We start from the raw sequence: 23,808 nt of genomic DNA, 5'->3' as shown, positions 1-23,808 counted from the left end.
CCTGCGTCATCCCCGAGGCCGGATCAGCCCTGCGCTGCCAGCTGGGACAGGCGCTGGACCGCGACCGAAGCGGTCGGATAGTCCAGGGTCTTCTGCGCGGCCAGCTCGTTGAGCATGGCCAGGGTGAAGCGCAGCGCCACGCTGTCGCGCGCCAGCCAGTGCGCCACCTTGGCCTCGGCGGTGATGCCGGGCATGGCCAATGCTTGCGCCGTCAGCGTGCGGTGCTGGGTGGAGAGCTCATCGCGCAACACGCCACGGGCCACCGCATGCCAACGGCCGTCGACCTTGAGCCCATCGACCTGCTGGAACAGCCACGGCAGGTGCAAGGCCTCGCCCAGGCGGTAGTGCACCTTGGCCACGTCCACGGTCTTGAGCTTGTGCGACAGCGCCACTTCCACGATGTCCGTGGAAGGCTCCAGGTACGGCAGCGCGGCCAGCTGCACGGCCAGCGGACCGGTCACGCCCTTGGCGTTCCAGTCGCGCAGGCTGGCCTCGTAGGCCGGGCGCAGCGAATCGGGCAGCACGCCATCGGCGGCACGGATATCGTCGAACCCGGCCTTGTAGCGCTCCACCGCTGTGGCGATGCCCGGGATCGCGCCCTGGCGGTTAAGCAGCCAGCGCGTGAAGGAACGCTGCAGCTGCCAGATCACCTGCAGCGCATCGATCTGCGTGGCTTCCTCGACCTTGCCGTCCAGCGCGTCGATCTGCGTCCACAGCGCCCGCGCATCCAGCGTTTCGCGGGTGATGGTGTAGGCCTTGGCCACCTCGGCCGGGCTACGGCCGGTGTCTTCCTGCATGCGCAGCAGGAAGGTCGCGCCCATGCGGTTGATGGTGGAGTTGGTCACCGCCGTGGCGATGATCTCGCGCTTGAGGCGGTGCTTTTCCATGTCCGCGGCGTACTTCTTCTGCAGCGGCGCGGGGAAGTAGCGCTGCAGTTCCTTAGACAGGTACGGGTCTTCGGGGATATCCGATTCCAGCAACTGGCCGAAGGCCACCAGCTTGGCGTAGGACAGCAGCACCGACAGCTCCGGACGGGTCAGGCCCTGGCCGCGCGCCTTGCGTTCGGCGAACTCGGCGTCGCTGGGCAGGAACTCGATCTGACGGTCCAGCAGGCCCTGGCTCTCCAGCACCTGGATGAAGTGCTGCTTGGAGCCGATGCGGCTGACGCTCATCCGCTCCATCAGGCTCAGCGCCTGGTTCTGGCGGTAGTTGTCGTTGAGCACCAGCTGGCCGACCTCGTCGGTCATCGAGGCCAGCAGCTTATTGCGCGCGTCCATGCCCAGCTTCTTGGCCTGCACCGCGGCGTTGAGCAGGATCTTGATGTTGACCTCGTGGTCGGAGGTATCCACGCCAGCGGAGTTGTCGATGAAGTCGGTGTTGAGCAGCACGCCGTGCTGGGAGGCTTCGATGCGGCCCAGCTGGGTCAGGCCCAGGTTGCCGCCCTCGCCCACCACCTTGCAGCGCAGCTCACGGCCGTTGACGCGCAGCGCGTTGTTGGCGCGGTCACCGACATCGGCGTGGGTCTCGGCCGAGGACTTGACGTAGGTACCGATGCCGCCGTTCCACAGCAGGTCCACCGGCGCCTTGAGGATGGCGCTCATCAGCTCGGTGGGCGAAAGCGTCTTGACCGTGGCCGGCAGGTCCAGCACCTCGCGCACCTGCGGGGTGATCTCGATGGATTTCAGGCTGCGCGCATGCACGCCGCCGCCCTTGGAGATCAGGCTGGCGTCGTAGTCGGCCCAACTCGAACGCGGCAGCTTGAACATGCGCTCGCGCTCGGCGAAGGAGCGGGCCGCATCCGGCGCCGGATCCAGGAAGATGTGCCGGTGGTCGAAGGCCGCGACCAGGCGGATGTGCGGCGAGAGCAGCATGCCGTTGCCGAACACGTCGCCGGACATGTCACCCACGCCGACCACGGTGAAGTCCTCGGACTGGGTATCGCGGCCCAATGCGCGGAAGTGGCGCTTGACCGACTCCCACGCGCCCTTGGCGGTGATGCCCATGCCCTTGTGGTCGTAACCGACCGACCCGCCCGAGGCGAAGGCATCGCCCAGCCAGAAGCCATGGTCGATGGCCAGGCCGTTGGCGATGTCGGAGAACGTCGCCGTGCCCTTGTCCGCGGCCACCACCAGGTAGGGGTCGTCGTTGTCGTGGCGCACCACGTTGGCCGGCGGCACGATCTTGCCGTCGACGATGTTGTCGGTGATGTCCAGCAGGCCCTGGATGAACATCTTGTAGCAGGCGATGCCCTCGGCCATCACCGCATCGCGCTCGGCGCTGGCCGGGGGCTGCTTGACGTAGAAGCCGCCCTTGGCGCCGACCGGCACGATGACGGTGTTCTTCACCATCTGCGCCTTGACCAGCCCCAGCACCTCGGTGCGGAAATCCTCGCGGCGGTCGGACCAGCGCAGGCCGCCGCGGGCCACCGGCCCGAAGCGCAGGTGCACGCCTTCCACGCGCGGGCCGTAGACGAAGATCTCGCGGTACGGGCGCGGCTTGGGCAGGTCTGGGACCTGGGTGGGATCGAACTTGAAGGACACCGTGTGCGCCGGGAGACCGGCGGCATTGCGCTGGTAATAGCTGGTGCGCAGGGTGGCCTCGATCACCGCGGTGTAGCTGCGCAGGATGCGGTCGTCGTCCAGGCTGGACACGCCATCGAGCAGGCGCGTCAGCGCGCCATGGGTGGCTTCCATGCGCTCGTCGCGGGTGCCCGCACGGGCGGTCAGCAGCTTGCCCACCGCCTTGGTCGCGACCTCATCGGCACCGGCAAGCGTCTCCAGCTGCTGTTGCAGCTGTTCCTGGGAGGCCTTGAACTGCGCGTCGGTCTTGCGGCCGTTGGCCGGATTGAAGCGCGATTCGAACAGCTCCACCAGCAGGCGCGCCAGCAACGGGTAGCGGTTGAGCGTGTCTTCCACGTAGGTCTGTGAGAACGGCACGCCGGTCTGCATCAGGTACTTGCAGTAGCCACGCAACAGCGCGACCTGGCGCCAGTCCAAATGACCGCTCAGCACCAGGCGGTTGAAGCGGTCGTTTTCGGCATCGCCACGCCACACCCGCGCGAAGGCTTCCTCGAAAGCCGCATGCCGGTCCTCGACGTCGATCTGGCCGGCAATGGCCTCGACCTCGAACTCCTGCAGGTACACGGTGCTGCCGTCCACTTCCAGGCGGAAGGGGTGCTCGGAGATGACGCGCAGGCCCATGTTCTCCATGACCGGCAGCACGTCGGACAGGGGAATATCGCGCTGCCAGGTGTAGAGATTCAGGCGCAGCATGCCCTCGCCGGCCCGGCTGTGCTGGGCACGGTAGAGGGTAACGCGCACGTCCTGCTCACCGGTCAGCGAGGCCAGCTTCTCCACGTCGTTGGCCGCATTGTCCGGCGTGACGTGTTCCAGGTAGCTCACCGGCAGGGCGCGGCCCAAACCGTTGGCCAGGGTCAGGCCCCGGGCCTCGCCATGGCGGGCGACCAGGCGCTCGCGCAGGTCGTCATGCCAGTTGCGCAGCAGGTGCCCCAGCCGCGCCTCCAGCTCGGCGCTGTCCACGCTGATCTGCTCGCCGGCCTTGGGACGCACGGTCAGGTGCACCTGCGCCAGCGGCGATTCGCCCAGCTGCACGCTGGCATCGACGAACTCGCCGTGCAGCGCCTCGCGCATCAGCGCCTCGATGCGCAGGCGCAAGTCGGTGTTGAAGCGATCGCGCGGGACGTAAACCAGCGCCGAGAAGAACCGGCCATAGCGGTCGCGGCGCAGGAACAGCTTGCTGCGTACGCGCTCCTGCAGGCCCAGGATGCCCATCGCGGTGCGGTACAGCTCGTCGTTGCTGGACTGGAACAGCTCCTCACGCGGCAACGTCTCCAGGATATGGCGCAGGGCCTTGCCGCTGTGGCTGTTGGGCGACAGGCCCGACTGGCGCATCACGTACTCGTGGCGCTCGCGCACGATCGGGATTTCCCACGGCCGGCGGTTGTAGGCGCTGGAGGTGTACAGGCCCAGGAAGCGCTGCTCGGCCACGATCTCGCCCGCGGCGTTGAACTCGGGCACGCCGATGTAGTCCATGTAGCCCTTGCGGTGCACCGAGGAGCGCGCATTGGTCTTGGTCAGGATCAGCGCTTCCGACCCGCCCTCCCAGCGCAGGCCATTGGCCGCCAGTGAACTCACCGGGCGCGCACCCGGCAGGTCGCGTGTGCGCATCAGGCCCAGGCTGGAACCTTCCACCGGCACCAGCACCTTCTCGCTGCCCTGCTTGACCACCTTGTACTCGCGGTAGCCGAAGAAGGTGAAGTGGTCGTTGGCGGCCCAGCGCAGGAACTCCTGCGCCTCGCGGCGCCCGGCATCGGTGACCGGCATGCGGCGGGTGGCCAGGTCGTCGGACACGGCCAGCATCTTCTCGCGCATGCTGCTCCAGTCGCGCACCATGCCGCGGACCTCGTCCAGGGTGTCGCGGATGCGCTGGGCGATGCGTGGCATCTCATCCGGCGGCTGGCGGTCCACTTCCAGCACCATCAGCGACTCGGCCTTGCCCTCGCCCACGGCGGTCAGCTTGCCGGCCTTGTCGCGGCTGAAACGGATCACCGGATGGCCCAGCACGTGCACGCCCACGCCCAGCGACGCCAGGGTCATGCTCACCGAGTCCACCAGGAACGGCATGTCGTCGTTGACGATCTGGATCACCGAGTGCGGCGACTCCCAGCCATTGGCCTTCTCGGTGGCGTTGAACACGCGCACGCTGGCCTTGTCCGGCTTGCGCACGCGCGCGAACTCCAGCATGTCCGCCGACATCGCCGCCCAGCCCTCGGGGCTGTGGTTGGGGAACTCGTCGTCCTCCATCCGCTTGTAGAACGCTTCGGCAAAGGCCAGTGCCTCATCGCGCTTGCCGGCAGCGGTTCGGGCGCGGATGGCCTGGAAGATCGGCTCCAGCGAGAACGGCGAACCGCCTCCCTGGCCGGCATTGCCCGCACTGGCGCCGGCCGGTGTACCGGCGGCCTTGCTGCTGCGGGAAGACGTGGATCTGGTGACGGCGGACTTGGCTTTTTCAACCAGGGTGGCGGTTTTTGAAGCTGCGGATTTCGTTTTCCGTACCGAGTTCATTGCAGGCCGTTGCTCGAAGAGAAGTACAAAGTGCGCAAATTGTAACGAGCGTAAGTTTTCTGCCTGTGTTGCACAGCCGCAATTCCACGATGCCGCTTCATCCGGGGTTGCAGGCGCCTGTGGTGTGGCACACGTTGCTCTACAGCGAAGCCACCACGTCACCCCTCTTCCAGCACGAAGCGAATGTAAGGACCGCGTGAACAAGTCGCCACCCTTCACGCTTTGTGCACGAAATTTCCGCAAATTCAAGCCCTTACCCCGCTGTTCAAATTCTAAACTGGACGGTATAGTCCACCGCCCATGGATCCCTCCTCCGCCACGATCGGCAGCGGCGACGTCCGCCGTCAGCGCGTCTATCAGGCCGTGCGCGATCTGCTTGCCGAGCAGGGATTGCGCATCAGCATGGACGCGGTGGCGCAGCGTGCCGGCTGCTCCAAGCAGACGCTGTATGCGCACTTCGGCAGCAAGCAGGAGCTGCTCAAGGGCGTGGTGCACGACAACCTGGCGCAGGCCTCGGCCGAGCTGCGCGAAGCCGATTCACTGCCGCAGACGCTGCAGCGTTTTGCGCAGCACCACCTGGAGCGCCTGGCCGATCCCCTGATCGTGGCCAGCAGCCAGCTGGTGGTGGCCGAAGCAAGGCACTTCCCCGACGAGGCGCGCGCGCTGTTTCGTGAAGGCGCCGAGTCGCTGCTGGACCAGCTGGCGCAGCGCCTGGGCACGGCCATGGAGCGCGGCGAGCTCAGGCATGACGATCCGCACTTCGCCGCCGAGCTGCTGCTCAGCATGATTGCCGGCCTGGATTTCGAGCGACAGCGTTTTGCCGTGCCGGCCCGCGATGCCGACGCGCGACGCCACTGGGCCGATCGCGTGGTCCAGGCCTTTCTCCGCATGTACACCCCTTCGTGACGACGCCCAGCGCGTTTCGCCCCGCCTCCCATCCAAACCAGATTTCTCCCGGAGTTTCTCCATGACCACCCACCTCCGCTCCCTGACCCTCGCGTCCGCCGTGCTGGTCGCCCTGGCCGCCTGCGGCAAGCAGGAACAGCAACCGCAGATGCCGCCGCCGGAAGTGGGCGTGATCACCGCCCAGCCGCAGACCGTGCCGCTGGTGCGCGACCTGGTGGGCCGTCTGACCCCGTATCGCAGCGCCGACGTGCGCGCGCGCGTGCCGGGCTGGGTGCTCAAGCGCACCTACAAAGAAGGCACCCAGGTCAAGCAGGGCGACGTGCTGTTCCAGCTGGACCCGGCGCCGATGCAGGCCGAGCTGCGCCAGGCCCAGGGCCAGCTGGCCTCGGCCGAAGCCACCGCCAAGAACGCCAAGGTGGTGGCCGAGCGCGCCCGCAGCCTGGCTCCGCAGCAGTACGTCTCGCGCGCCGACATCGACCAGGCCGAAGCCAACGAGCGTAGCGCCGCGGCCGCGGTGCAGCAGGCCCGTGGCGCGGTGGAAAACGCCCGCATCAACCTGAGCTTCACCTCGGTCATCGCCCCCATCAGCGGCCGCGCCGGCCAGCAGCGGGTGACCGAAGGTGCGCTGGTCGGCCAGGGCGAGACCACCCTGCTCACCACCGTGGACCAGACCGATCCGCTGTACGTGAACTTCCAGATGAGCGCCGAGGAACTGCAGTCGCTGCGCGCCGCGCAAGGCGCTGGCGGGGTGAGCCTGTCCGATACGCAGGACGCCTCGGTCAAGGTGATCATGCAGAACGGCAAGGCTTACCCGCAGGCCGGCACGCTGGACTTCTCCGACGTGGTCGTGGACCAGGCCACCGGCGCGATCTCGCTGCGCGCCACCGTGCCCAACCCCGAGACCGTGCTGCTGCCCGGCACCTTCGTCACCGTCGAGGCCAACCTGGGCACGCGCAGCAATGTGTTCCTGATCCCGCAGGCGGCCATCCAGCGCGACACCAATGGCGCCTATGCGCTGGTGGTGGGCGCGGACAACAAGGTGGTGCGCAAGGAAGTGCAGATCGAGAACCGCGCCCTGGACGGCAAGTGGATCGTCACCGGCGGACTGGCCGCGGGCGACAAGGTGATCGGCGCGGGCTTGCAGAAGACCAAGGAGGGCGGCGAGGTCAAGCCGATCCCCTACGAGCAGGCGCTGGCGCAGCAGCAACAGCAACAGCAGGGCAAGGCCCCGGCGGGCGCCGCGCCCGGTGGCGCGGCCAAGCCGGCGCAGGGCCAGGCCGCACCGCAGGGCGAGCGCAAGGACGAGCCCTCGCAGGCGCCGGCCTCGGGCCAGGCCCAATAAGGAATCACCGCCATGCCAAAGTTTTTCATCAACCACCCGGTCTTCGCCTGGGTCACGGCGATCCTGATCTCGCTTGCCGGCGTGATCGCGCTGCTGAACCTGGGCGTGGAGTCCTATCCCAACATCGCCCCGCCCCAGGTCACCGTGCAGGCGACCTTCCCGGGCGCCGATGCCACCACCACCGAGCAATCGGTGACCCAGGTCATCGAGCAGAACCTGACCGGCATCGACAACCTGCTGTATTTCAGCTCCAGCTCCAGCTCCTCCGGCCGGGCCACCATCACCCTGACCTTCCAGACCGGCACCGACCCTGACATCGCCCAGGTGCAGGTGCAGAACAAGGTCTCCCTGGCGCAGCCGCGCCTGCCCAGTGAGGTGACCGCGCAGGGCGTGGTGGTGGCCAAGGCCAACGCCGGCTTCCTGATGGTCGTGGGCGTGACCTCCGAAAACCCGCGCATCGATCGCAACCAGATCAACAACCTGATTGCCTCGCAGGTGCTGGACCAGATCTCGCGCGTGTCCGGCGTGGGCAGCACCCAGCACTTCGGTTCCGAGTACGCCATGAACATCTGGCTGGACCCGGCCAAGCTGCAGGGCTACAACATGTCCGCCAGCCAGGTCATGTCGGCCATCCGCGCGCAGAACGTGCAGTTCGCCGCCGGTGCGCTGGGCTCGGACCCGGCGCCCGAGGGCCAGTCCTTCACCGCCACGGTCTCGGCCGAAGGCCGCTTCACCCAGCCTGAGCAGTTCGAGGAGATCATCCTGCGCGGCAACGCCAACGGCGGCACCGTGCGCCTGAAGGACGTGGCGCGCGTGTCCTTCGGCGCGCAGAACTGGGGCTTTGACACCAAGTACAACGGCACCCCGATGGGCGCCTTCGCCATCCAGCTGCTGCCCGGCGCCAACGCGCTGAGCGTGTACGAGGCGGTCAACGCCAAGATGGACGAGCTGGCGCGCACCTTCCCGCCGGGGGTGAAGTGGTTCGCCCCGTACGAGACCACCACGTTTGTGAAGATCTCCATCGAGGAAGTGGTGCACACGCTGGTGGAGGCCATCGTCCTGGTCTTCCTGGTGATGCTGATCTTCCTGCAGAACTTCCGCGCCACCATCATCCCCACCCTGGTCATCCCGGTGGCGCTGCTGGGCACCTTCCTGGGCCTGAGCTTCATCGGCTTCACCGTCAACCAGCTGACCATGTTCGCCCTGGTGCTGGCCATCGGCATCGTGGTGGACGATGCCATCGTGGTGATCGAGAACGTCGAGCGCATCATGGCGGAAGAGAAACTGCCGCCACGCGAGGCCACGCTCAAGGCCATGGAGCAGATCACCGGCGCGGTGGTGGCCATCACCGTGGTCCTGGCGGCAGTGTTCATCCCCTCGGCCCTGCAGGGCGGCGCCTCGGGTGAGATCTACAAGCAGTTCGCCCTGACCATCGCCATCTCCATGGGCTTCTCGGCGTTCCTGGCGCTGGGCTTCACCCCTTCCCTGTGCGCCAGCTTCCTCAAGCAGCACGAGCACGACAGCCACGAGAAGCCGAAGAACATCGTCTTCCGCACCTTCGAGAAGTACTACGGCAAGGTCGAGCGCTCCTACGTGGGTGTAATAGGCAAGCAGGTGCGCCACGCGCCGCGCTGGATGCTGCTGTTCGTGATCATGGTGGTGCTGACGGGCTTCCTGTTCAGCCGCATGCCCACCAGCTTCATCCCGGAAGAGGACCAGGGCTATGCGCTGGCCATCGTGCAGGCCCCGCCGGGGACGCCGATGCAGCAGACCAACAAGGTCATGGACCAGATCCGCAGCCAGCTGAGCCAGATCCCCGCCTTCCAGGGCATGCTGCAGATCACCGGCTTCAGCTTCCTGGGCCAGGGCGAAAACGTGGGCATGGCCTTCATCAAGCTCAAGCCCTGGGCCGACCGCGACATGGGCGTGGAGGACTTCATCAAGAATGCCAATGGCGCCCTGTTCGGCATCAAGGGCGCGCAGATCTTCGTGGTGAACCTGCCGACCATCCAGGGCCTGGGCCAGTTCGGCGGCTTCGACATGTGGCTGCAGGACCGCACCGGCGCCGGCCAGGATGCCTTGATGGCCGCGCGCAACCAGTTGCTGGGGATCGCGTCGCAGAACAAGCAGCTGACCCAGGTGCGGCCGAACATGCTGGAGAACGCGCCGCAGCTGCAGCTGAAGGTCGACCGCGTGCAGGCCGAGTCCATGGGTCTGTCGGTCACCGACGTCTACACCTCGATCCAGCTGATGCTGGCGCCGGTGTACGTCAACGACTTCTTCTACGGCGGCCGCATCAAGCGCGTGAACATGCGCGCCGATGCGCCCTTCCGCACCGGGCCTGAGTCCCTGGACCAGTTCTTCGTGCCCAGCAGCCTGCAGCAGGACGCCAACGGCAACCCGGCGATGATCCCGCTCTCGGCCGTGGTATCCACCAAGTGGAACTCGTTGCCGCCCTCGCTGGCCCGTTACAACGGCTATTCGGCGGTCAACATCAACGGTGCGCCCGCGCCGGGCACGTCCTCGGGCCAGGCCATGACCATCATGGAAGACATCGTCAACGACCAGCTGCCGGATAACTTCGGCTTCGACTGGTCGGGCATGAGCTACCAGGAAATCCTGGCCGGCAACAGCGCCACGATGCTGCTGGTGTTGTCGCTGGTGGTGGTGTTCCTGTGCCTGGCCGCGCTGTACGAAAGCTGGTCGATCCCGGTCGCCGTGCTGCTGGTGGTGCCCCTGGGCATGCTGGGCGCGCTGGCGTTCTCGATGCTGCGCGGGTTGTCCAACGACATCTTCTTCAAGATCGGCCTGATCACGGTGATCGGCCTGGCGGCCAAGAACGCGATCCTGATCGTGGAGTTCGCGGTGATGGAACGCGCGCAAGGCAAGACCCTGCACGATGCCATCGTCAGCGCCGCGCACCTGCGCATGCGGCCAATCCTGATGACCTCCTTTGCCTTCATCATGGGCGTGGTGCCGATGGCCATCTCCAGCGGTGCCGGCGCCAACGCCCGCCATGCGATCTCCACCGGCGTCATCGGCGGCATGCTGTTCGCCACGATCTTCGGCCTGCTGCTGATCCCGATCTTCTTCGTCGTGGTCCGCCGCCTGCTGGGCGACAAGATGGACGAGCAATCCAAGGAGTACCTGGAGCAGCACAAGCGCGACGGCGATCAGGGCACGACGCCTGCGCACTGAGTCTTCGAGTCGTTGAAAGCGAGAAGCCCCGGCAGCGATGCCGGGGCTTTTTCGTTGGTTTTCGCGGGAATGAAGGGACGTGAACCGTCTGTGCCGCACCCGCGACGCCCACCCAGGCCAAGAGCCGCGGCGGTTGAACTTGGACTTCCTCAACCGAAGTCCTCCCACAACAAAGCCGTAGGGTGGATGACGATGTTTCATCCACCATCGCCAGGCGACGCATGAAGCGAAGATGGCGCCCTGCCATCCACCGCCGCAGGTCTGCCTGCGCGCGGGTACGCCTGCTCAAATAGAGCGCATGAGCCTCACACGGCGCTTCGTGGTCCAGCCGCTGCGGGCGACTTGGTGGACAAGCTTCGCGTTGTCCACCCTACCCGGTCGGACGGGCGGCGCTCCTCCATCCACCGTCGCCACGACGGATGATCCGGACGTCGTGACGTGCCAGCCTCAGCCACAGCCCACCAGGCGCCTCCAGGCCGGGCAAGATTCCCTGGCCGAGGGAAACTCGGCGACCGGCCTGGCCTCGCCGCTGCTCCCAACCGAAGCAAAAACGCCCACACGCCGACCCTCGATCGAAATCGATCGAGGGTCGGGCGATGCCCTCACTGCGCCAGCTGGCAGCTCGCCGGCTTGCTCGAATTGAACAGCGCCGCACTCGCCCATTCCGGGTGGTCGATGAAGGGATTGCGGTTGCCCTGGAAGCTGTAGATGACCTCGTTGCGGGCCTGCTCGGCCGCATCGGGCGGATCGGCCTGGTGCCAGGCCAGCAGGGTCGACAGCAGGCCCATGTAGGCCGGCGAACTGCTGGTCTTCTGGATCAGGTTGCGGTTGTCGGTCAGCTCCAGGTCTGGCTCGGACTGCCCGTTGTTGGGGTCCACGCCGCCTTCGTAGCGGATTGCCATGTACATCACCGCGCGCGCAAGGTCGCCCTTGCGGCGGCTCCAGACCTCGAACGAGCCCTGGTTGCCGTCCGGCCCCTTCACCCAGTTGGAATTGCCCGGATAGCTCCCGCTGCCACCGCCGCCGTTGCCGGCCTCGGTCGCCCGCTCGCTGCAACCGCTGCTGGCCGAGCACGCCGCGTAAGGCTTGTTGCCGCGGTCGCTGTTGTAGGCCGCATCGGTCAGATACAGCATGTGGGTGTCGGTGTAGGGCGCATAGGGATAGCCGCGATCGCCTGAGGCGCTGGGGAAGCCCAGCGAGTTGGGCCAGCTGTGCTCGCGGTTGTAGGTCAGGCCGCTGCCCGTGCCGGCCCGATCCGAGCCCTTGGCATAGCTGCGGTTGCGGTAGGCATCGAGCACGCGTCCGGCGTTGTTGGGATCCTCGTCGGCGATCTCCAGGATGGTCCAGGTGCTGGTGCCACTGCCGCTGTAGGGGTAGGCGGTATGGCCACGGATGGTCTGGTGCAGCGAGCAGCGCAGCTGCGGCGCACTGCTGGTATTGACCTTGGCGTAGTAGCCGCTGGTGCCACCGCCGCTGCCGCTGGCCACCTGGAAAGAGATGCTGCGGTCGGCAGCCGGATGCAGGCCCTGCTGGTCGGTGATGGCATCGGCATCGATGCTGAGGGTGCAGGCCTCGCCTGCCTGCAGCGCACTGGCGGTCTCCAGGGTGAAGGCCGTGCCGCTGCCCGCATGGGTCAGGGCGATGCTGCCGCTGGCCTGGCATTGCAGCGCGAAAGCGCCGCTGCCGGCGGTGACCTGCTCGCTGAAGGACACCGCCAGGTCGCCCGCGGCCGGGAAGTCGTTGGCGCCATCGGTGGGCGTGGTCGAGACGATCGTCGGCGCCGTGCCGCCATCGCCACCTCCACCGCCGGTGAAGCTCTGCCCTGCATTGCAGCTGCCGAAGCTGCTCGAGGAGGAGCCTGCCCAGGTGAAGGCCGACGCGCTGGCCCCGCTGCCCTTGCGCTGCAGCGAGGTGCCCGGCGCGGTGCTGTTGGTCTCCGAGACCTGCAGATTGCGGCTGGTGCGACCGGCGGCCGGGCCGTCGGAGGCCGTGATCTGGCCTTCGTAGCTGATGAACTCCACCACCTGGCCGGCGCCATCGACCAGGGCGATGCCGTCGCTGGGCCCGTTCTGGATGCCGTTGCTGGGATAGCTCACCACCGCCATCCGCACGCTGCTTCCGCAGCTCACCAGGGAACCGGCGGGCACCGACGTCGTGGAATAAGCCTTGGCGGCCGATGGCGCGCTGCTGCCGTTGTAGAGCACCAGCTTGTAGCCGGACAGGCTTTCGCCAGCGGTGGCCACGATCTCCACGCGCTCGCCGGTGTCGCCGGCGGCGGTGGAATCGTCGTAGTGCAGCTCGTTGATGAAGACCTCGGCGTGGACCACGCCGGGGCACGCCAGGGCCAGGGCAACGCCCAGGGAAAGACCACGATGGGCCATGACAACTCCTTCTGCTCGGGGGAGTGCCGAATCTAGCCGCCGCATGTGGTCATTCGTACGACACTCCCGCACCCCAGCGCTTACAACTGTGAAAGGGGTCACGCAGATGGCCGCGCCGAGCGCCGCGGGCGTCGCCCCATCCGCGGATCGAGTCGCTGCCATCGGGCCGCAGGCGTCCGCAGGCCCGTGGTTGGTGCAATGCGGCCGGCCCGTCGATCACCATGCGAGGTCCCAGCACATCGCTCGACGGCGACGTGCTGGCGCGCGGGGTCGGTTAGCGCAGCCCGGTCTCGGCGCGGGCGATCACCAGTCGCTGGATCTCGGAGGTGCCCTCGTAGATCTCGGTGATCTTGGCGTCGCGGAAGTACCGCTCCAGCGGCATCTCCTTGGAGTAACCCATGCCGCCGTGGATCTGCACAGCCTGGTGGGTGATCCACATCGCCGCCTCCGAGGCGGTGAGCTTGGCGATGGCCGCCTCGCTGCTGAAGGGCTTGCTCTGCTGCTTGAGCCAGGCCGCGCGCAAGGTCAGCAACAGCGAAGCCTCCAGCTTGCATTTCATGTCGGCGATCTTGGCCTGGGTCATCTGGAAGGTGCCGATGGGCGCACCGAAGGCCTTGCGCTCCCTGACGTACTCCAGCGTCCTCTCGTAGGCCGCGCGCGCGATGCCAATGGCCTGCGAGGCGATGCCGATGCGCCCGGCGTCCAGCACGCCCATGGCGATCTTGAAGCCCTCGCCTTCCTTGCCCAGCACCTCATCCGGCTGGGCCACGTAGTCGTTGAACTCGATCTCGCAGGTGGCCGAGGCGCGGATGCCCAGCTTGGGCTCGGTCTTGCCACGGCCGAAGCCCGGCTTGTCGGTGTCGACCATGAAGGCGGTGATGCCCTTGGCGCCCTTGCCCGGCTCGGTCATGGCGAACAGCACCACGTACTTGGCCACCGGGCCGGAGGTGATCCAGCTCTTCTTGCCGTTGATCACGAAGCTGCCATCGGCCTGCTTGACCGCGCGGCAGCGCATGGCCGTGGCATCGGATCCGGACTGCGGCTCGGTCAGCGCGAAGGCGCCGATGGCCTGGCCCTCGGCGATGGGCCGCACGTACTTCTGCTTCTGCGCCTCGGTGCCGAACTTGAGCAAGCCATTGGTGTACAGCGAATTGTTGACCGACATGATGGTCGAATGCGCCGCGTCGCCGGCCGCCACCTCGATCATCGCCAGCACGTAGGCCTGCGCGTCCATCCCGGCGCCGCCGTACTCTTCGGGGGTCTCGATGCCCATCAGGCCGTTCTCACCCAGCAGGCGGATGTTCTCCACCGGAAATTCGCCGACCTTGTCGAAATGCTCGGCGCTGGGCGCGATCTTTTCCTGGGCGATACGGCGGGCGACGTCCTGGATCATCAGCTGTTCTTCGGTGTAAGCAAACTCCACGTCCTTCCCTCCACAGGTTGCGATGCGGCCAATTCTAGCGAAGCCACCATTCGCTGGCGTATGCAGTTGACCAAAGACGGAGCGGGGACGAAAATATCTCCATATCGCGATATAGAGATATTTATGGATCTGGAAGCCTGGTCGGCGCGCCTGAAAGTCTTCGCCGACGCCACCCGGGTGCGCCTGCTGGCCCTGCTGGCCAGCGAGGAGCTCACCGTGGCCGAGCTGTCGGCCATCACCCGCCTGGCGCAGCCGCGCGTGTCCACCCATCTGGCCAAGCTCAAGGACGCCGGCCTGGTGCGCGACCGCCGTGCCGGCGTGTCGGCCTACTACCGCTTCGACGAGGACAACCTGGACCTGGCCCAGCGCGAGCTCTGGCGCAGCCTGCGCGACGGCAGCGACGACCCGCTGCTGCGCCAGGACGCCGAGCGTACCGCCGAAGTCCTGGCCGCGCGCGCGGCTACCCAGAACTGGGCCGACAGCGTGGCCGGCGACATGGAGCGGCATTATTCGCCTGGCCGCACCTGGGAGGCGCTGGCGCGCACCGCGCTGCCCCTGCTGCACACCGGCGACGTGCTGGACATCGCTTCGGGCGATGGCGTGCTGGCCGAACTGCTCTCCCCGCACTCGCACCGCTATGTCTGCGTGGACACCAGTGCGCGCGTGGTCGCGGCGGCCGGCGAGCGCCTGCGCCGCTTCCCCAACGTCGAAGTGCGCGAAGGCGACATGCACGCCCTGCCCTTCGAGGACGGCACCTTCGACCTGGTCGTGCTGATGCACGCCCTGACCTATTCCGACCAACCCGCCAAGGCCGTGGCCGAGGCCGCACGCGTGCTGCGCCCCGGCGGCAAGCTGCTGCTGTCCAGCCTGAACAAGCATGAGCACCAGTCGGTGGTGAACGCCTACGGCCACGTCAACCTGGGTTTCAGCGAGCAGGAACTGCTGCGCTTTGCCGAGGAGGCCGGCCTGCAGATCGCCAATACGCAGGTGGTCACGCGCGAGCGCCGGCCGCCGCATTTCGAGGTGATCTCGCTCACCTGCACCAAGCCTGGGGAGCCGGGACTGGGGACCGGGGACCCGGGACCCGGGAAAGCAAAAGCAAACGCGACACCTGGAGCACGCCCATGAACGCTTCCGCCGTTTCCCCGGCCCCCGGTCCCGGCGCATTGCCCTGGCACAACCCCCACCGCACCCAGCTGCTGCTGGACGCGCTGGCCAGCCGCATCCTGATCATCGATGGCGCCATGGGCACCATGATCCAGCGGCACAGGCTGGAAGAGACCGACTACCGCGGCGAGCGCTTCGCTGGTGGCTTCGATGCCCAGCATGTGGTCGAGGGCCATGTGCATGGTCCTGGCTGCGACCACGGTCATGACCTGAAGGGCAACAACGACCTGCTGCTGCTCAGCAATCCGCAGGTGATCGCCGGCGTGCACACGGCCTACCTGGAGGCCGGCGCGGACCTGGTGGAAACCAACACCTTCAACGCGACCTCGGTCAGCCAGGCCGACTATCACCTGGAGCACCTGGTCTACGAGTTGAACCGCGAAGGCGCCCGCATCGCCCGCGCCTGCTGCGATGCCATCGAGGCCACCACGCCGGACAAGCCGCGCTTCGTCATCGGCGTGCTCGGCCCCACCAGCCGCACCGCCTCCATCAGCCCGGACGTCAACGACCCCGGCTTTCGCAACACCAGTTTCGATGCGCTGCGCGAGACCTATCGCGAGGCGGTGGAAGGCCTGATCGACGGCGGCGCCGACACGCTCATGGTCGAGACCATCTTCGACACGCTCAACGCCAAGGCCGCGCTGTTCGCCATCGAAGAAGTCTTCGACGCGCGTGGCGCGCGGCTGCCGGTGATGATCTCCGGCACCATCACCGATGCCTCAGGGCGCACGCTGTCCGGGCAGACCGCCGAGGCGTTCTATACCTCGCTGATGCATGCGCGCCCGCTGTCGATCGGCCTGAACTGCGCGCTGGGCGCGCGCGACCTGCGCCCGCACATCGAGACGCTGTCCAACGTGGCCGACTGCTACATCAGCGCCCACCCCAACGCCGGCCTGCCCAACGCCTTCGGCGAGTACGACGAGACGCCGGAGGAAATGGCCGAGACCTTGCACGAGTTCGCCACCGCCGGCTTGCTCAACCTGGTGGGCGGCTGCTGCGGCAGCTCGCCGGAACACATCCGCGCCATCGCCCAGGCCGTGGCCGGACTGGCGCCGCGTGCGCTGCGAGAGGAACGAGTGGAGAGGAACGAGGAACGAGAGACCACCGAAGCCTAGTCCGCTCTTCGCCCGCCTTCACTCGTTTCTCGTTTCTCGTTTCTCGTTCCTCGTTCCTCGTTTCTCGTTCCTCGTTCCTCGTTTCTCGTTACTCGCTCCTCGCCTTCCCAATCCCCGAGCCCATGCCCATCCCGCCCTCGCCCCGCTACACCCGCCTGTCCGGCCTGGAGCCGCTGGTCATCACGCCGCAGCTGCTGTTCGTCAACGTGGGTGAGCGCACCAACGTCACCGGCAGCGCGCAGTTCCGCAAGATGATCAAGGAAGAGCGCTACGAGGAGGCCGTGGAGGTCGCCCGCCAGCAGGTCGAGAACGGCGCGCAGATCCTGGACGTCAACATGGACGAGGGCCTGATCGACTCGGAGAAGGCGATGGTGCGCTTTCTCAACCTGATCGCGTCCGAGCCGGACATCGCCCGCATCCCGGTGATGGTGGACAGCTCCAAGTGGAGCGTGATCGAGGCCGGCCTGCAGTGCCTGCAGGGCAAGGGCGTGGTCAACTCGATCTCGCTCAAGGAAGGCGAGGCGCAGTTCATCGAGCACGCCCGCAAGGTGCTGCGCTACGGCGCGGCCGCGGTGGTGATGGCCTTCGACGAGACCGGCCAGGCCGACACCTGCGCGCGCAAGGTGGAGATCTGCACCCGCGCCTACCGCATCCTCACCGAGCAGGTCGGCTTCCCGCCCGAAGACATCATCTTCGACCCCAACATCTTCGCCGTGGCCACCGGCATCGAGGAGCACGACAACTACGCGGTGGACTTCATCCAGGCCACGCGCATCATCAAGGACACCCTGCCGCACTGCCATGTCTCCGGCGGCGTGTCCAACGTGTCCTTCTCCTTCCGCGGCAACGAGACCGTGCGCGCGGCGATCCATTCGGTGTTCCTGTACCACGCCATCAAGGCCGGCATGGACATGGGCATCGTCAACGCCGGCGCGCTGCCGATCTACGACGACCTGGACCCGGAGCTGCGCGAGCGCGTGGAGGACGTGATCCTCAACCGCCGCAAGGACGGCACCGAGCGCCTGCTGGACATCGCGGAGCGGTACAAGGGCAAGAAGGGCGAGAAGAAGGTCGAGGACCTTGCCTGGCGCGAGAAGTCGGTGCGCGAGCGCCTGGCCCACGCCCTGGTCAACGGCATCGATGCCTACGTGGAGACCGATACCGAGGAGGCCCGCACCCAGGCCACCCGCCCCCTGGACGTGATCGAGGGTCCGCTGATGGACGGCATGAACGTGGTCGGCGACCTGTTCGGCGCCGGCAAGATGTTCCTGCCGCAGGTGGTCAAGTCCGCACGGGTGATGAAGAAGGCCGTGGCCTACCTGCTGCCCTACATCGAAGAGGAAAAGCTGCGCACCGGCGATGTCGGCAAGTCCAACGGCAAGATCATCATGGCCACGGTCAAGGGCGACGTGCACGACATCGGCAAGAACATCGTCGGCGTGGTCCTGGCCTGCAACAACTTCGAGGTGGTCGACCTGGGGGTCATGGTGCCCACGCAGACCATCCTGGACCGCGCCCGCGCCGAGCAGGCCGACATCATCGGCCTGTCCGGGCTGATCACCCCCTCGCTGGAGGAGATGACCCACGTCGCCCGCGAGATGCAGCGCCAGGGCTTCCAGATGCCACTGATGATCGGCGGGGCCACCACCTCGCGCGCGCATACCGCGCTGAAGATCGACCCGCACTACAGCGCGCCGACGATCTGGGTCAAGGACGCCTCGCGCGCGGTCGGCGTGGCCCAGTCGCTGATCTCGCGCGACATGCGCAGCGCCTTCGTCGCCGCCAACGACGCCGACTACGCCGAGATCCGCGCTCGCCACAAGAACCGCGGCGACGCCAAGCGCCTGGTGACCCTGGGCAAGGCACGCGGGCAGAAGTTCGACGGCGGCTGGGAGCACTACACCCCGCCCGCGCCGAACACCCCCGGCCTCACCGTCCTGGACGACTATCCGCTGGCCGAGCTGGTGGACTACGTCGACTGGACGCCGTTCTTCAACGCCTGGGAGCTGTTCGGCAAGTACCCGGCCATCCTGACCGACGCGGTGGTCGGCGCGCAGGCCAGCGAGCTGTTCCGCGATGCGCAGGCGATGCTCAGGCAGATCGTCGAGGAGAAATGGCTGACCGCCAAGGCCGTGTTCGGGCTGTGGCCGGCCAATAGCGTGGGGGATGATGTGGAGATCATGTGGAGCCGGGACCGGGGACCGGGGACCGGGGACCCGGGAACAGCAAGCCCAAGTGCAGCGCCTGCTTCCGCCCCTGATTCTCCCGGGTCCCCGGTCCCCGGTCCCCGGTCCCGGCTCCACTTCCTGCGCCAGCAGGTCGACAAGCCGGCCGATCGGCCGAACTTCTGTCTGGCCGATTTCATCGCGCCGAAGGACAGCGGCAAGCAGGACTGGATCGGCGCGTTCGCGGTCACCGCCGGCATCGGCATCGATGCGCACGTGGCGCGTTTCGAGGCCGCGCACGACGACTACAACGCGATCCTGCTCAAGGCGTTGGCCGATCGCCTGGCCGAGGCCCTGGCCGAGCGCCTGCACCAGCGCGTGCGCACCGAGTTCTGGGGCTACGAGGCGGCCGAGGCGTTGGACAACGAGGCGCTGATCGCCGAGAAGTACCGCGGCATCCGTCCGGCGCCCGGCTATCCGGCCTGTCCCGAGCATAGCGAGAAAGGCCTGCTGTTCGACCTGCTCGACGCGCCCGGCAACGCCGGCATGACCCTGACCGAGAGCTTCGCCATGCTGCCGACCGCGGCAGTGTCCGGCTACTACTTCAGCCACCCCAAGTCGCAGTACTTCGTGATCGGCCGCGTGTCCAAGGAACAGGCACTGGACTACGCCAGGCGCAAGGGCGTGGAGCTGGCGCAGGTCGAGCGCTGGCTGGCCTCGAATCTGGATTACGACCCCGAGTAGCGGGCGCCCGCGCGTCCGCGTGCGCGTGCGCGTGCGGCACGGTGCATGTCGGCCTGATGGGCACCACGAACCACCTTGGCTTCATGCTGTCGGAGGCCGCCCTAGCTGGCCTTTGGCCTTGCGGCGAAGCGACATCTCCGGCAAGCCCCCCGGCTGGAGCGGCCCCCCGACTTCGCCACGATCGATCCGTGTGCGCATTCGCCCCGTGGGAACAGCTCGCTGTGGAAGCGGCTCGCTGTGAGAGCGGCTCGCTGTGAGAGCGGCTTCAGCCGCGAAGGGGCGTTCCCCGGGGCAAGCCTCTTCGCGGCTGCAGCCGCTCCCACAAGGTCCCTTGGGTCTGGAGACTCCCCGATGCCATGGGTGAGATGACGAGCGAGGCGAGGATCGCCCGTCACACGCGGCGCCAACCGATCCCCGCCTCAGGACCGGATGCGCGTACGCCGGTCCACCGACAGCGGCGGCTGGATCACGCCCGCCCGCGGCAAGCGCGTCGGCTAGCCAAGCCGATCAGAGAAAGCCGAACGCGATGCCGACCCCGCCCTGCCAGTCGGACGCGTCATGACCGATGCCACGCAGCAGCGAGCAATCCAGCTGCACGTGTTCGCCCAACATCCAGGCAACGCCCGCGCCGACGCCTTGCGTGCTCTCCTCACCGTGGCCCACGCCGGCTTCCACATAGGCCTGCCAGGCCTGATGCGACACGAAGGTGTAGTTGGCCGCCAGGGTCCAGCTGTCGCCGGCATCGGCGTGGCTGACATCGGCATACACGGCCAGCGCGCGGTCCTGCGGCAGTTCCCAGGACAAGGTGGTCGCCAGGGTCTGCAGGTGATCGCCACTGCCGTAAGGTTCGCGCCCGGTCGGCACCGAAGCGGTGGCCAGCACTGCCCAGGCGAAGTCGTCGCTGCGCGAGGGCAGCGCCACCTTCACCCCAATGGCGGCATCGCCGGCGCCGTGCCCGCGCTGCGGCTCAGCGCCGCTGTCGCGCAGCCAGACCTGGCTGTCGTTGGACAGCTGCAGTTCCACGCGCTCGGCCAGGCCAAAACGCAGCACGGTGTCGGCCACGTACTCGCGGCTGATCGTGCCCTGGCTGCGGTCGAAACTGACGCTCGGCAGGCCCTGTTCCCAGGCAAAACCGCCTGCGGGCAGGGTCGAGGCGGCAAAGGGAATGCCCGGGCGATCGAAGGAGAGCTCATCGTCGGCCCACGCGCTCGATGCCAGGCCAAGCAACAGCATGCCGGCCGGCAAGCGCCTGATAATCGAAGCGGTCCTCATCGCCTCACCACACCAGATCGTCCGGCACCTGGTACTGCGGGTCGGCATACGGGTCCGCCTCGGCAGGCGCGTTGGGATCGACCTTGAGCGCCACGCAGGGGGCGAACACCGCTTCGGCCTGCGCCAGCAGCGCCGCGGTCACCAGCAGGTAGCGCCCGTTCTGCTGCACCACGCCCAGCTCGCCGGCGTTGAGCGCCTTGAGCTGTTCGGCGGTGACATAGATGCGCTTGATCTTGCCGCCGTAAGGGAAATGGCGCGCGATGTCGGCGGCCGGGTCGTTCAGGCCCTTGTCCTTGAGCAGTTCTTCGAGCTTGGCGCGGGCCTCGCGACGCAGGCGCGCCTCTTCCTGCTTGACCCGCTCGGCCTCGATCCGCTCTTCCTTCTCGCGCTGGGCGCGGATGGCGTAGGCCTTGGCCAGGTCGATGTCCTCGCGGCTGCGCGGCTTCTGCTGCCCTTGTGCTTGCGCCGGCCTGCCACCCTGCCCGCCGCCGGGCTTGCCGCGGCGCTGCTGCGGATGGCTGGTGTTGCCGGGATTGGGCTTGCCCGCATGGGGCTTGCCGGCGTGCGGGGCACCCGCGCGCGGCTTGTGTTCGGGTTTGCGCTCTGGCTTGGGCGCCGGCTTGAAGCCCAGGCCCAGCAGCTGGTCGCGGAGCGAATCAGTCATGACGGTCTATCAGTAGTGCGGCGGCGGGGGTTCGTCCGCCGGGTCGGAATCCAGGCTGGAGCGCACCTTGCGCAGGTCTTCCAGCAGATGCTGCAGCAGGATGGCATTGCGCTGGCTCTCGGCACGCGATTCGGCCAGCGCATCGCTCAGCTCGCCCAGCGCATGCTCCTGGAACGCCAGGCGGGTCTCCAGTTCGACCAGCCGCTGCTCCAGCGGCTCGTCCGGCACCGGGGTGGTCAACCCGAACAGATCAGATGCCATGCACGGTGCGGCCTCTTCCGCTTGCGTTGCGCATCGCCGTCGATGGCGAGGCGGGGAAATCGATCAGGGCCGGCACGGGGCCGGCCCTGGGGCGCGACAGCTGCGATCGATGCATCGGCAGCGGCACACGCCTGCTGCTTACTGCACGATGCCCATCAGCTCGACATCGAAGGTCAGCATCGCGTCCGGGCCGATGGTGCCGCCCGGGGCGCCCTCGGCGCCGTAGCCCAGCTGCGAGGGAATCCAGAAGCGGTACTTGGAGCCGACCGGCATCAGCGACAGCCCTTCGGTCCAGCCGGCGATCACTTGGTTCAGACCGAACTCGGCCGGCTGGCCACGCTTGTAGGAGCTATCGAAGACGGTGCCGTCCAGCAGCTTGCCCTCGTAGTTCACGCGCACGCGGCTGGTGGCCGTCGGACGCTCGCCGCTGCCCTGGCGCAGCACGCTGTACTGCAGGCCCGACGGCGTGGTCACCACGCCCTTCTCGGTCTTGTTCTTGGACAGGAACGCGGCGCCCTCGGTGCGGTTCTTCTCGCCCATGCGCTGCTGGCGGCTGGCGATGAAGGCCTGCATGGTCGCCTGTGCCTCGGCGTCGCTCAGCAGTGCCGTGCCCTTGGAGAACTGGGTCTGCATCGCCTGCACCAGCACGTCCAGATCCACCTCGTCCTTCAGCGGCGCCAGCGACGGGCCGACCGCGCGCTCACCCAGCATCAGTCCGACCTGTTCCTTGTCCACCGCCGGCGGCGACATGCCTGGCGGCATGCCCTGCTGGCGCTGGCCCTGGCCTGCGGCGATGTTCTGGCGCAGCGCCGCGTCGGCGGCCTTGGCCTGCTCTTCGGTCTGCGTGGGCTGGCCGCCCTTGAAGATGGTCTGCACGCCGCGCTTGAACGCCGCCACGTCGAGGAAGGGGGCCACCGGCTCGAACGAACGACCCACGTCCAGGCCGATCGCGTAGCTGACCTTGTCCTTCTCGCTGGTCAACGATGTCTTGTCCTGCGCCAACGCACTTCCTCCCATCAACGAAACTGAAACGGCCGCGGCCGCGACCCACTTACCGACTGACGCCATCATGCGATTTCCTGTGATTGAACAAGCGCCGCCGGCGCGACGCACCGGCGCATTGTCGCACGCGCGTGAGGATCAGCGCGGCTTGGGCTGGGCCAGCGCCTTCTCGATCGCCGCGACCAGCGCCGGATCGTCGGGCGTGACCTTGCTGGGGAACTGGCCGATGACCTTGCCATCTCGCCCGATCAGGTACTTGTGGAAGTTCCAGCCCGGCGCAACGCCAGTAGCGCGGGTCAGCTCCTTGTACAGCGGCGTGGCGTTGTCCCCAAGCACGCTGACCTTCTGGAACATGGGGAACTTCACGCCGTAGGTCAGCGTGCAGAACTCCTGGATCTGCGCTTCTTCGCCCGGCTCCTGGCCCTTGAAGTCGTTGGACGGAAAGCCCAGCACATTGAAGCCCTTGGCGGCGTACTTCTTGTTGAGCGCCTCCAGGCCTTCGTACTGCGGGGTGTAGCCGCACTTGCTGGCGGTGTTGACCACCAGCAGCACTTCGCCGCCGTACTTCTGCTTCAGGTTCACCTCGCCCTTGCCGGCCAGCGGGCGGTAGTCATGGTCCAGCAACCCCTCTGCAGCGGCTCCTCCAGCCAGGCCCATGAGCAGGGTGAAGGCCAGTGTTTTCAATACCTTGCGCATCGTGCGGAGACCTGTGAGGAACGGGAACGCGAGTATGCCTCCAGCGGCTTGCCACTGACCACCAAAAAGGTGTTGACACCCTCCGTTCTGGTGTTATAGTTCAATACAACACCACTTACCCAACGCGGGAGTGCCTCATGCAAAACACCACGCTGAACAGTTCGACGGTCGCCCTGGCCGCCGCAACGCTGCTCACACTGGGGCTGCTGGTTCAGGGAAAGCCTGAGCGTGGAGACGGCGCCAGCCCGATCCGCGCGAGCGAGGCGGACATTCTGGAAAAGGCCGAGGATCTGGTCGACCCCGCGCGAACCCCGACACGCAAGCGAGGATCCCTCTCCATGCCTTACTTCTCATTCGCCCAAATGCTGCGCTCACGGAGCTGACCATG

At 67.2% G+C, this 23,808-nt stretch carries 15 protein-coding genes; 7 read left to right on the top strand and 8 right to left on the bottom strand.

From position 1 onward, the window contains the following. Nucleotides 1-23: 23 nt before the first annotated feature. The gene (locus EPA99_RS05010) at nucleotides 24-5,084 is read right to left on the bottom strand and encodes an NAD-glutamate dehydrogenase (protein ID WP_129470094.1); all 5,061 of its coding nucleotides are present in this window, start codon (nucleotides 5,082-5,084) and stop codon (nucleotides 24-26) included. 300 nt (nucleotides 5,085-5,384) lie between these two features. Here EPA99_RS05010 and EPA99_RS05005 point away from each other — a divergent pair, with 300 nt between their 5' ends. The 3 genes from EPA99_RS05005 to EPA99_RS04995 all read left to right on the top strand — a co-directional run bounded on the left by EPA99_RS05005 (nucleotide 5,385) and on the right by EPA99_RS04995 (nucleotide 10,530). Then, on the top strand, nucleotides 5,385-5,990 hold the full coding sequence (locus EPA99_RS05005; RefSeq protein ID WP_129470093.1) for a TetR/AcrR family transcriptional regulator: 606 nt from the start codon (nucleotides 5,385-5,387) through the stop codon (nucleotides 5,988-5,990). Nucleotides 5,991-6,051: 61 nt separating this feature from the next. Further along, nucleotides 6,052-7,332, top strand: coding sequence for an efflux RND transporter periplasmic adaptor subunit (locus tag EPA99_RS05000; protein ID WP_129470092.1), 1,281 nt, complete (start codon nucleotides 6,052-6,054; stop codon nucleotides 7,330-7,332). A gap of 12 nt (nucleotides 7,333-7,344) precedes the next feature. Next, on the top strand, nucleotides 7,345-10,530 hold the full coding sequence (locus EPA99_RS04995) for a multidrug efflux RND transporter permease subunit (RefSeq protein ID WP_129470091.1): 3,186 nt from the start codon (nucleotides 7,345-7,347) through the stop codon (nucleotides 10,528-10,530). A 602-nt stretch (nucleotides 10,531-11,132) separates the two neighbouring features. Here the strand turns inward: EPA99_RS04995 and EPA99_RS04990 are convergent. Beyond that, a complete protein-coding gene (locus tag EPA99_RS04990; protein ID WP_129470090.1) occupies nucleotides 11,133-12,911 on the bottom strand; it encodes an endonuclease in 1,779 nt (592 codons plus the stop codon). 274 nt (nucleotides 12,912-13,185) lie between these two features. Further along, on the bottom strand, nucleotides 13,186-14,334 hold the full coding sequence (locus EPA99_RS04985; RefSeq protein ID WP_129470089.1) for an acyl-CoA dehydrogenase family protein: 1,149 nt from the start codon (nucleotides 14,332-14,334) through the stop codon (nucleotides 13,186-13,188). A 123-nt stretch (nucleotides 14,335-14,457) separates the two neighbouring features. On the opposite strand from EPA99_RS04985, the gene EPA99_RS04980 reads away from it, so the two are divergent. The 3 genes from EPA99_RS04980 to metH all read left to right on the top strand — a co-directional run bounded on the left by EPA99_RS04980 (nucleotide 14,458) and on the right by metH (nucleotide 19,525). Continuing rightward, nucleotides 14,458-15,462: an ArsR/SmtB family transcription factor gene (locus tag EPA99_RS04980; protein ID WP_129470088.1), complete on the top strand. Its 1,005-nt coding sequence runs from the start codon at nucleotides 14,458-14,460 to the stop codon at nucleotides 15,460-15,462. Next, nucleotides 15,459-16,616, top strand: coding sequence for a homocysteine S-methyltransferase family protein (locus tag EPA99_RS04975; protein ID WP_129470087.1), 1,158 nt, complete (start codon nucleotides 15,459-15,461; stop codon nucleotides 16,614-16,616). Before EPA99_RS04980 ends, EPA99_RS04975 begins: the two co-directional genes overlap by 4 nt. 122 nt (nucleotides 16,617-16,738) lie before the next feature. Then, nucleotides 16,739-19,525 (top strand): methionine synthase, encoded by a 2,787-nt coding sequence (gene metH / locus EPA99_RS04970; protein WP_164978565.1) that lies wholly within the window; start codon nucleotides 16,739-16,741, stop codon nucleotides 19,523-19,525. A gap of 507 nt (nucleotides 19,526-20,032) precedes the next feature. Here metH and EPA99_RS04965 read toward each other — a convergent pair. The 5 genes from EPA99_RS04965 to EPA99_RS04945 form a co-directional block, all read right to left on the bottom strand. Next, nucleotides 20,033-20,797, bottom strand: coding sequence for a transporter (locus EPA99_RS04965; RefSeq protein WP_206733691.1), 765 nt, complete (start codon nucleotides 20,795-20,797; stop codon nucleotides 20,033-20,035). Between the two features lie 4 nt (nucleotides 20,798-20,801). Beyond that, nucleotides 20,802-21,461: a DUF2058 domain-containing protein gene (locus tag EPA99_RS04960; protein ID WP_129470085.1), complete on the bottom strand. Its 660-nt coding sequence runs from the start codon at nucleotides 21,459-21,461 to the stop codon at nucleotides 20,802-20,804. A 9-nt stretch (nucleotides 21,462-21,470) separates the two neighbouring features. Further along, nucleotides 21,471-21,722, bottom strand: coding sequence for a SlyX family protein (locus EPA99_RS04955; RefSeq protein WP_129470084.1), 252 nt, complete (start codon nucleotides 21,720-21,722; stop codon nucleotides 21,471-21,473). 138 nt (nucleotides 21,723-21,860) lie between these two features. Next, nucleotides 21,861-22,793, bottom strand: coding sequence for a BamJ family beta-barrel-assembly machinery protein (gene bamJ, locus EPA99_RS04950; RefSeq protein WP_425479161.1), 933 nt, complete (start codon nucleotides 22,791-22,793; stop codon nucleotides 21,861-21,863). 69 nt (nucleotides 22,794-22,862) lie between these two features. Next, entirely contained in the window at nucleotides 22,863-23,420 is a 558-nt protein-coding gene (locus EPA99_RS04945) for a glutathione peroxidase (protein WP_129470082.1), read from the bottom strand. A gap of 137 nt (nucleotides 23,421-23,557) precedes the next feature. Here EPA99_RS04945 and EPA99_RS04940 point away from each other — a divergent pair, with 137 nt between their 5' ends. Further along, on the top strand, nucleotides 23,558-23,803 hold the full coding sequence (locus tag EPA99_RS04940; RefSeq protein WP_129470081.1) for a hypothetical protein: 246 nt from the start codon (nucleotides 23,558-23,560) through the stop codon (nucleotides 23,801-23,803). Nucleotides 23,804-23,808: the final 5 nt, after the last annotated feature.

The organism is Pseudoxanthomonas composti, from assembly GCF_004122095.1.
GTDB classification, from domain to species: domain Bacteria; phylum Pseudomonadota; class Gammaproteobacteria; order Xanthomonadales; family Xanthomonadaceae; genus Pseudoxanthomonas_A; species Pseudoxanthomonas_A composti.
This window is presented reverse-complemented; position numbering and strand designations above follow the sequence as displayed.